The following is a 9,434-nucleotide window of genomic DNA, read 5'->3' as shown; positions in this document are numbered from 1 at the left end:
CCTGCAACGCATCTCCGGCAACGTGAACCTGCGCGGCGCCATGGCCGCCGGACTGCACATGGTAGGCCCGGCCGCTCCTTGAGCGATCTACTCCGCAGCGCTGGGGGTCGTCCACATGGCGCTGGTCGGGCGGGGAGTTCGACGTCATCCTGTTGGTGCCTGCCACCGCCAACGCCGACCTGCGCCGGATCGTGCACGACGAGATCCAGGGCGTGCCGGGTGTCGCCGGCACGCGGACGAGGCTGGTGTTCGAGGAGCCGGAGCCGAAGCCCGGCTGACGCTCACCGGCTGGGTGGTGACACGCGGACCGGTGCAGTGAGACCCGGTCGAGCCCGAATGGGAGCAGTTCCGCCTCTGCCGGGTGCCGGGTAAGGACCTTCGGCACTGGGAGCGGTCGCGCGGAACGGGAGATCGTTGACCGGGGGAGGTGAGACCCGTGCCTGAAAGTTGCATGGCCGAGCCGCGGCTCGCGCGGCTGTGGGCCGCCCGGGAGGTCGTGCTGTTCGCGGTGGTGACCCTGCTACTCCTCGCCGGCGCAGCCGCCGCCGTCGCCGGGGCGGAGAAGTGGGCGTCGGCGGTGTGGGCCGGAACGACGCTGCTCGGCTTGGCGTACTCGACGATCACCATCGCTGTGGCACTGCGCCACCGTCAGCCGTCGGTGGACGTGATCGCGTGGCTGGCGTTGGCGGGCGCGTTGCTGGTCGGTGAGCCGCTCGCCGGCGCGGTGATCGCGGTGATGCTGTTCACGGGCGGTGTGCTGGAGGCGCGCGCGTCGGCTCGGGCCCGCCGGGAGCTGAGCCGCCTGGCCGCCGGCGCGCCGCGGACCGCGCGCCGCGAGGGGCCGGACGGCGTGGACGAAATCCCGGTGGATCGGGTAGCGGTCGGTGACCGGCTCGTGGTCGGTGCCGGTGAGCTTGTGCCGGTCGACGGCCGGCTGCTCGACGGCGGCGTGTTCGACGAGTCGGCGCTGACCGGTGAGCCGCTGCCGGTCGAGCGCCGCGCCGGCGAAGACGTCCGCAGTGGTGTGGTCAACGCCGGTTCGGCGACGCGGATGCTGGCCACGCAGACCGCCGCCGCGTCGACGTACGCGGGCGTGGTACGCCTCGTCGAGCAGGCCCAGGCGAGCAGCGCGCCGTTCGTCCGCCTCGCCGACCGGTTCGCCCTCGCCTTCGTCCCGCTCACCCTGCTGGCCGCCGGGCTGGCCTGGGCCATCTCGGGCCAGGCGGTTCGCGCGGTGGCGGTCCTCGTCGTGGCGACTCCCTGCCCGCTGCTGCTGGCCGCCCCGATCGCCATCATGTCGGGGCTGTCCCGGATGGCCCGGCACGGCGTGATCGTCAAGGGCGGCGCCGCCCTCGAGCGGCTGGCCGCCGGGCGGGTCCTGCTCTTCGACAAGACCGGCACCCTGACCCGCGGGCGACCCCTCCTGACCGGGGTGATCACCGACCGCGACATGCTGGCCGACGAGGTACTGCGGCTGTCCGCCTCGCTCGACCAGTCCTCGGCGCACGTCCTCGCGGCGCCCATCGTCACCGCCGCCCGCGACCGCCGGCTGGCGCTCTCACCGGCAGCGGACGTGCGGGAACAGCACGGCTTCGGTATTGAAGGCACGGTGGATCGTCACTCGGTACGTCTCGGCAAAGCGAGCTGGGTCGTCGACGGAACGGCACCGGACTGGGTGCGCCGGGCGCGCCGCCGCGCCGCGCTGGACGGCTCGCTGACCGTGTTCGCGGCGGTGGACGGCCGGCCCGCCGCCGTACTGCTGCTCTCCGATCCGCTGCGGCCCGACGCGCCGCGCATGATGCGCACGCTGCGCGACGCCGGCATCGGCCGCACGGTGCTGGTTACCGGTGACCGGGCCGACATCGCCGAGACCGTGGGCCGCATCGTCGGCGTCGACGCGGTGTACGCCGACCGCGACCCGGCCGACAAGCTCGCCATCGTCCGCACCGAGCAGCACACCACGCCGACGATCATGGTCGGCGACGGGGTCAACGACGCGCCCGCGCTCGCCGCCGCCGGTGTCGGCGTGGCCCTGGCCGCACGCGGCGTCACCGCCTCCGCCGAGGCCGCCGACGTCGTGCTCACCGCCGATCGCGTCGACGGCCTCGCCGACGCCATCCTCATTGCCCGGCGCAGCCACCGCATCGCCCGCCGCGCCGCTGCGGTCGGCATGGCCTTGTCGCTGGTGGCGATGGTCCCGGCCGCGGCCGGGCTGCTGACGCCTGTGGCGGGGGCCATCCTGCAGGAGGTGATCGACGTCGCCGCCATCGGCCTCGCCTTGACGGCCCTGCTGCCGGGGCGTACGCACACCGTCACCCTGCCGCCCCCGGACCTCGCCGCAGCTCGACAGTTGTACGCACAGCACATCGCCATCCGGCCACTCGTCGAGCAGATCCGCGCCGTCGCCGACGACCTCTCGGTCACCCAGCCCGACCTGAGGCCCATGCGGGCGCTGCTGGACCGTCTCGAAGGTGACCTGCTCCCGCACGAACGGGCCGAGGAGGCCCAGCTGCTGCCGATCATCGAGCGCGCCCTCGGCGGTCCCGACCCGACCGGGGCGCTCAGCCGCACCCATGCCGAGATCGAGCACCAGATCCGCCGGCTGCGCCGCGGCTCGCAGGACATTAGCGACCGGCCGGAGCCCGAGGACGTCACCGACCTCCGCGCCGGCCTCTACGGCCTGTACGCCATCATGCAGCTGCACAACGCCCAAGAAGAGGAGAACGCGTTCAGCCTCATGCCGCCCGCGACCGTCGAACCGTGACTCAACCGAGCGTACCGCCTGCTGTGCGCGCGGCTGAGGGCACGACCAGGAGCGGCAGGTGGGCGTGGTGCAGAGCGGCCATGGCGACGCTGCCCAGCAGGATTTCCCGTACCGCCGAGCGGCCGCGCGAACCGACAACCAGCACGGCTGCCGCCCGGCTGTGGGCGCACTCGGCGAGCGCTGCGGCGACGGAGCGGCCGTGCATCCCGTGTCCGCCGGGCAGGTGCAGCCGCGTCGGGGCGGTGTCGCCCGCCTGCGGTGGATTGGTCGCGCCGTCCGTGGCCTGGCCGTCGTCCACCGTGGCCAGCAGGACGCTCCGGGTCGGGAGCAGCCGGGTTGCGGTGGTCAGTGCGGTCTGCGCGCCGGCCGAGCCGTCGAAACCGACGAGTACGGGCCCGGTCGCGAGGGCGTCGGACTCGGCGATCAGCAGCGGGTAAGGAACTACGAGTACGGGCCGGAGTGTGTAGTGGACGACCATGTCGGACACGCTGCCCAGGACCGCTCGGGCGCCGCCGAGCCCGCGCGATCCGACCAGGACCAGGTCGGCGTCGACCTTCTCGGCCAGCTCGGCGAACCGCAGCCCCTCCCCGCCGTAGCTGCAGACCACGAGTGGTTCGGCGTCCCAGCCGACGGCCCTGGCGAGCGTAAGCCCGATGGCCGCCATCCGGTCGGCCTCCCGTTTGCCTTCCCGCTCGACGGCCTCGACGAACTCGTTGATGTGGCTGGTGCCGGTCCACAGGCGGTCGCGCAGGCTCGTGCTGGCAAACGGTGGGGTCCACAGGTGCGCGACCCAGGCTCGGGCTTGCGGGAACAGTTGGGCACCGGCCTCCATCGCAACGCTCGCGGCAGGGGAACCGTCGTATCCGAACAACTATCCGGGTTGGCATCATCGCCTCTTCGCTGGCCGGCTGTGCACCGCGCGTCGTCGGCGGGGTACACCATGCCCTGCCTTTCGAGCGTGGCACGAGCGGTGCGCCGCCGACCGTGGCCGCTGGGGACCATCTCGACCTGCCGTTGGTCCCGACCGGGCCGGACCCTGAGGCGGGACCGTGCCCGGGCGGACACCTCTCGCCGCGTCACCGTCCGGCTCGCCGCGGGAACCGCTGTCGCAGCGAGGCCTGTTGGACCGCACGGCTGACGTCGCTGGGCGACACGATGCCGACCAGGTCATCATCACTGACGACCAACGCCCGGCCATCGTTGCTCTCGCCCAGCCGGGGCAGCAGATCCATGATCAACTCATCTGGGGAGGCGACGGCCACCTCGTCCAGCGAGCAGGCCACGTCACGCAGTCGGGTGCTCTCCCGCTGCTGCGGCGATACCTGCTTGATCCGCCCCAGCGTGATCAGGCCGGCCGGGTGGGTGCCTTCGACAAGCGGGAACGTCGAGTGCCTCACCCCCCGCAGGTAGTTGTCAACGAAGTCGGCGACGGTCAGGTCCGCCGGCACAGTGGCGGGTTGGGGTGTCATGACATCGGCGACCCGGAGGCCGGCCAACGCGCTGCCGACGGCGGCCTGTTGTTCCTCAGCCGCTGCGGCGGACACGATGAACCAGCCGATCAGCATCAGCCACAGCCCGCCGAGCAGGCCACCGGACAGCAACTGTCCGAAACCGAACGCGATCAGCAGCACACCGAATGCTCGGCCGGTCCGGGCGGCCGCCACGGCTGCCCAGGTGCGGTCCCCGCGCCACTTCCACAGCCCGGCGCGCAGCAGTCGCCCGCCGTCCAGCGGGGCCGCGGGTAGCAGGTTGAACGCGCCCAGTACGAGGTTGATCCCTGCGAGCCAGCTCACCGTGCCGAGGACCAGGCCGTGGCGGCCGGCCGCCACCAGTGCCGCCGCGACCGTGGCGAACCCGACACCGATCAACAGGCTGACGAGCGGGCCTGCGCCGGCGATGCGCGCCTCGGCGCCGGGGCTGGACGCCTTTCCCCGCAACCTGGCCATGCCACCGAACACCCACAGCGTGATCCCTTCCACCTCCACGCCGTTGCGCCGGGCAAGCACCGCGTGCGACACCTCGTGCGCGAGCAGGCAGACGAAGAACACGATCGCCGTGGACAGCCCGGCCACGATGTAGGCCCAACCCGGCCGGCCCGGATATCCGGAGGGTAGCCGATCGGCCGCCAGCAGCCACGCAATCAGCCCGAATGTGATCAGCACGCTCCAGTTCACGCCGACCTCAACGCCGGCGACACGTCCGATCCGGAAGCTGGCAGTCACGCATACCCCCTCGCGCACGCCACCTCGCCCAGGCTCGCGGTCGCACGGTCCCCGCCGTCGACGTGTGGCGGGTCCGGGCGGCACTGGCGTGCGCGGCGGACGGCGGTGACATAAGCGCGTACGACACCATCATGACCGCGTGCGCGTGATGAACCGCTGATGCGGACGCTGCCTGGGCCGGTCGACCCGATTCGGCCTGGGTCAACCGGTGTGCTCGCGCGCAGGCAGGCCCTTGGCCTCCGCGAGATGTTTGACGAACCAGGCGGGGCGAGGTCCGTCATCGCGGGCAGGGCGACGTGGCGCTGCGGATGTGCCGCGCGGAACGGCGCGTCGAGGCGCTCGCGGTCGCGGTTCGGCTGCTGTGCGACGAGGCTGGTACCCCCGAGCAGCGGCGCGTCGCCGTGCTCGCCAGCGCAATGCTGGACAACGTCGGCCGGTACGCCGTCGATGCACCGCCATGAACTGCGGTGGGGTCTGGCGGACCGTCGGGCAGCGCTAGGTAGCGGACCCGCGGTACCGGCCACCCCGTCCATCATGTTGACGGCGCGCTGAACGGCTTGGCCGCCGTCGGGTTCGCGGCGCGGAGACGGCCTGCCGCCGCCTCGCGTTGTGCGGGGTTCAAGTCGCCGAGTCGCGCGACCCATTGGCGGTTCGCCTCAACTACGTCGCGAAACGGTGAGCCGCAGGCGCGCCGCTTCGCCGAGGAGGGGGTGCACGACCGGCGGCAGGGCGATGTCGCATTCGACGCCGTTGCCGTCGAATGGGTGGTCGTCGGTGCTGACCGGGTCGTGGTCCTCGATGGCGCCGGCGATGGCCGAGTTCCAGGCGATCCAGGCGCGCATCGCCGTCTCGGAATCGTTGTCGCGGCGTCCGACGTCGACGATGAGGGTGTCCTCCCAGTCGGCGACTTGCTCGAGGTGGTGCTCCCAGAGGAACCCGTGGTGCGTTTCGGTGAGGTGGAGCATCCGCAGTGTCAGGGTGTACCGGCGCCGTGACGGGGCTGTCTCGGCGTCGCCGTTGCGGAACCGTGCGGGGTCGAGGAGGAAAACCGTGGTCAACGGTACCGCGGGCACCGTGGTGGCGGAGCCGTCGCCGTGCCGGCTCGGTTCGTGGTTGAGCTGGATCGGGCAGCAGTGGGCGGCGAGTTGTTCGTGCATCACGATCGGCAGTCCGCGTACCGCCACCCGGACCTCGGCCTGCCAAGCCCGTGAGGTGCGTGGGGTCTGCGAGTCGGGCAGGGTGACGCCGGTGAGGTCGAGCCGGGCCTGGTAGGCGCCGAACAGGAACCGGCGCAGGTTCTGGTAGCCCTCCTCGGAGTTGACCAGCCCGTATCGTCCGCTGTGCGCCCGGTGGACGAGTGCCCGGTGGGCGCCGTGCAGGTAGGCGTTCTCGACCCGGACAAGCCCGTCGCTCGGCGGGCCGATGGCCTTCTCCACCAGGCCGTAGTCGGTCGCGTCCGTGCCGATCAGGCAGAAGACGCGGCGCACGTCGAAGGCTTCTTCCGCGATCTCGTTCGGCTGCCAGCCCGCCGGTGCGTGCGTACCCGGGGAGGCGCCCGGGGTGAGGTACCCGTACATCTTGTGGGGAGCGAAGATGTCCAACCGCATGGTCCGAACGTCTCCATGGCCCAGTCGACCAGGCCGCCTCCCATGTCGAAGACGATGCCGCCGTGCGGGGTGCCGTAGGTGAACAGCTTGTCCACCAGCGCGCTGGCCGGCTCGCGGGTGTGTCCGGTGTGCGGGTCGACGCTGCGTGCCACCTTCTCGATCATGCAGCGGGCGATGAGACCGCCCATCGAGTGGGCCACGAGGTACACCTTCGGGGCGCCGGTTTTGCGGCGTACCAGTTGCACGAGGTCGTAGAGTCGTTCGGCGGCGCGCTCGAGATCGAATTGCTCGGGCCGGTCGCTGATCGAGGTACCGAACGTGCTGGCGGCGTAGTCGTAGAAACGGAGCACCCAGATCGACGCGGGCGGCACCGTGCGGTCCGGGCGGGATTGCAGGTAGACCTGCTGGTCACCGTGCACCAGCAGTGTGTATCCCTCGTCGGTCATCAGCCGCAGGATGGGACTTTCGAACTGGTAGAACCGCGGGTCGCGGTCGCTGTTCACCCGCACGTGGGTGGCGCCGGTGTTGAACCCGTAGAACGGGTCGTCCACCTGCTTGTCGATCCCGCTCGGCGGCCCGGCGTAGCCGCGGATGTAGATGATCGGCATCCGCTCCGCCCCGGTCATCCGGGTGGCTCCTCGGCTCGTGAGGTACCGAGAAAGGTCACGGTGCGGGCAAAGGTCGCCAGGTGAGGGTAGTCCTCCTCCTCGATGCGCTGTCCGCTGCGTTCGCTGAGCAGCTCGACGAGTTGGAGGAAGTCGAGCGAGTCCAGGTGCAGGGTCTCGCGGAGGTCGTCGTCGGAGCGGAGGGTGTCGAGGTCGGCGTCTGGTGCGACCTCGTGCAGGGCGGTGCGGGCGAGTTCTTCGGTGGCGGTCACAGTTCCTCCGGCGTTTGCAGGAGTTGCGCGATGGTGTGCAGGTAGCGGGCGCCGGTGGCGCCATCGCTGGCCCGTGGTCCGCGGCGAGGGTCGCGGTGACTGTCGGGCGTACTCCGATGAGTCCGTCGACGGCGACCGGCCGGTCGGTGATCTTGCCGAAGCCGATCAGGGCGACCTGCGGCGGGTAGATCACTCCAAAGATTGATTCGACGCCCTGGTCGCCGAGGTTGGAGACGGTGAGGCTCGGGTCGGACAGTTCGGCTCGGCGGAGTCGTCCGGCCCGGGCTCGGGCGACGAGGTCTCGTAGGCGGGCCATCAGCTGGTCGAGCTCGAGGGCGTCGGCGTCGTGGATGGCCGGCGCCACGAGGCCGCCGCCGCGCAGCGACACCGCGACGCCGAGGTTGACCGCGGGGGCGGGCACGAACGCGTTGTCGAGCCAGAAACCGTTGACTTCGGGGACTTTCGTGGCGGCCACGGCGGTGGCCTTGAGTAGCACGGCGGCCGGGACCAGTCGTTGAGGTACGGGCAGTTGCCGGTTGCGGTCGGTGAGCCAGTAGATGGCCCGGCCCAGGTCGATGGTTTCGCTCAGGTAGTAGTGCGGGATCTCTCGCTTGGACCGAGCCATGAGCGCCGCGATCGCGGCTCGCATCGCTACGGTGCGGTCGGGAAGCGCTGCCGGGCGGGTGGCGGTCGGTTGGGCGATCCGAGCGGCGGCTGCGTGGCGTACGTCCTCGGCGGCGATGGCACCGCGTGGCCCGGTGCCGGCGACGGTGCGGAGGTCCACGCCCAGTTCGGCGGCGATCCGGCGGGCCAGCGGCGACGCTCGGCGGCGCGGGATGGCGGCGCGTTCGACGTCGGCGTGGGTGACCCGGCCGCCGGGGCCGGTCCCGTTGATGGCGGCGAGGTCAACGTGGGTCTGCCGCGCGAGATGGCGCAGCGGCGGGAACGGCGCCGGTGGACCGCCCCTGGGCGGTGTGGCCGGTGGGGGCGCCGCCGACGCTGGGACGGCCGGTGGCCGCATCGGCGCCGGGGCGGCTTCGCTAGCGATCGTGGCGAGCGGGCTGCCGACCGGTACGCGGGTGCCGGGTTCGACGAGCAGCCGTTCGACCACGCCGCTGTCGAAGCACTCCACCTCGACCGCGGCCTTGGCGGTGTCCACGACGGCCACGATGTCTCCTCGCCGCACCACGTCGCCCGGGTGTACCAGCCACTCCAGCAGCGTCCCCTCGTCCATGTCGGCCCCGAGCGAAGGCATCCGGAACTCGCCACCTCAGGACGCTCTCCCAGGTACGGTCCGTGTACCGCGGCCACAATGTCCCCGGTTTGCGGCAATCGCCTCCTCCGCACCGCTCCTACGACCTCATTCCCCGGGCGCTGTGGCTCATGCCGAGCCGAAGGTCATGATGAGGTGATCTTCTGTGGCCCGCTCAATGCCCCGATCTCAGCGGCCCGATCGGACGGCGCCGGCCTCGTCGACGCGGCGCCGAAGGTGCCGTCTCTGTCGATGACGTCGCGGGCCGCGCGGCGTAGGCTGCCGGAGGTGGCGCCGGTTGAGGTCGACGCCGACCCGCGGGACGAGCTGCGGCTGGCCGGCTGGGTGGATGAGGCTGCTGAGCAGCACCCGCGCTCCCGGGATCTCGACGACGTCGCTCATCGGCGAGGCGACGAGTCCCTGTGCGGTGGCGGCCAGCCAGACGGCGCTGGTCGCTTCCCCCGCGGCGAGCCAGTCCGGGGGACGGTCGCCATCGGTGGCCAGCACTAGATATTCGGCGCAGCGGTCATCTCCGGAGACCGGGTTTGAGCGTGGCCTCACCGTCGAGAGTGAAGTCGCGCAGCGGTACGAGCCGTCCCGTGGGTGCCACGAGGGCTTCGGCCGATACGCCGTAGCCGCTGTCCAGGCTGCGATGGGTCCATGCTTGCTGTTCAGCGACAGTGCGTGCGGCCACCGTTCGCGGCGAGCTCGC

The 9,434-nt window shown here is 71.7% G+C and carries 9 protein-coding genes and 1 pseudogene; 3 read left to right on the top strand and 7 right to left on the bottom strand.

The annotated features are described in order from the left end of the window. Positions 1–155 precede the first annotated feature (155 nt). Together AB0B76_RS55375 and AB0B76_RS55370 are read left to right on the top strand one after the other, a co-directional pair. Positions 156–278 (top strand): hypothetical protein, encoded by a 123-nt coding sequence (locus AB0B76_RS55375; protein WP_360393391.1) that lies wholly within the window; start codon positions 156–158, stop codon positions 276–278. 149 nt (positions 279–427) lie between these two features. Next, positions 428–2,764, top strand: coding sequence for a heavy metal translocating P-type ATPase (locus AB0B76_RS55370; protein ID WP_360393389.1), 2,337 nt, complete (start codon positions 428–430; stop codon positions 2,762–2,764). A gap of 1 nt (position 2,765) precedes the next feature. Here AB0B76_RS55370 and AB0B76_RS55365 read toward each other — a convergent pair whose 3' ends face one another. Then, positions 2,766–3,635, bottom strand: a complete 870-nt coding sequence (locus AB0B76_RS55365; RefSeq protein WP_360393386.1) for a universal stress protein — start codon at positions 3,633–3,635, stop codon at positions 2,766–2,768. Between the two features lie 205 nt (positions 3,636–3,840). After that, a complete protein-coding gene (locus AB0B76_RS55360; RefSeq protein WP_360393384.1) occupies positions 3,841–4,986 on the bottom strand; it encodes a site-2 protease family protein in 1,146 nt (381 codons plus the stop codon). A gap of 296 nt (positions 4,987–5,282) precedes the next feature. Between AB0B76_RS55360 and AB0B76_RS55355 the strand changes: the two genes are divergently transcribed. After that, complete coding sequence (locus AB0B76_RS55355) at positions 5,283–5,447, top strand: hypothetical protein (protein WP_360393381.1); 165 nt, start codon at positions 5,283–5,285, stop codon at positions 5,445–5,447. A 195-nt stretch (positions 5,448–5,642) separates the two neighbouring features. On the opposite strand, the gene AB0B76_RS55350 is transcribed toward AB0B76_RS55355, so the two are convergent. The 5 genes and pseudogenes from AB0B76_RS55350 to AB0B76_RS55330 form a co-directional block, all read right to left on the bottom strand. Next, positions 5,643–6,473 (bottom strand): hypothetical protein, encoded by an 831-nt coding sequence (locus AB0B76_RS55350; protein ID WP_360393378.1) that lies wholly within the window; start codon positions 6,471–6,473, stop codon positions 5,643–5,645. Continuing rightward, positions 6,452–7,219 (bottom strand): hypothetical protein, encoded by a 768-nt coding sequence (locus tag AB0B76_RS55345; RefSeq protein ID WP_360393398.1) that lies wholly within the window; start codon positions 7,217–7,219, stop codon positions 6,452–6,454. Before AB0B76_RS55345 ends, AB0B76_RS55350 begins: the two co-directional genes overlap by 22 nt. Next, complete coding sequence (locus AB0B76_RS55340; RefSeq protein WP_360393396.1) at positions 7,216–7,470, bottom strand: acyl carrier protein; 255 nt, start codon at positions 7,468–7,470, stop codon at positions 7,216–7,218. The genes AB0B76_RS55345 and AB0B76_RS55340 overlap by 4 nt, the downstream gene beginning before the upstream one ends. Before the next feature lie 133 nt (positions 7,471–7,603). Next, positions 7,604–8,704 (bottom strand): annotated as a pseudogene (locus AB0B76_RS55335) (dihydrolipoamide acetyltransferase family protein); the annotation flags it as partial. 207 nt (positions 8,705–8,911) lie between these two features. Then, on the bottom strand, positions 8,912–9,229 hold the full coding sequence (locus tag AB0B76_RS55330) for a hypothetical protein (RefSeq protein WP_360393375.1): 318 nt from the start codon (positions 9,227–9,229) through the stop codon (positions 8,912–8,914). Between the last annotated feature and the right edge of the window lie 205 nt (positions 9,230–9,434).

Source organism: Dactylosporangium sp. NPDC049140 (genome assembly GCF_040648435.1).
Note: the sequence above shows the minus strand (reverse complement) of the source record. Positions and strands in the feature narration are given on the sequence as shown.

What these genes read in the sequence shown, in the direction of transcription:
- AB0B76_RS55345 (WP_360393398.1), bottom strand. Translation starts at nt 7,219, where the DNA reads ATGACCGGGGCGGAGCGGATGCCGATCATCTACATCCGCGGCTACGCC.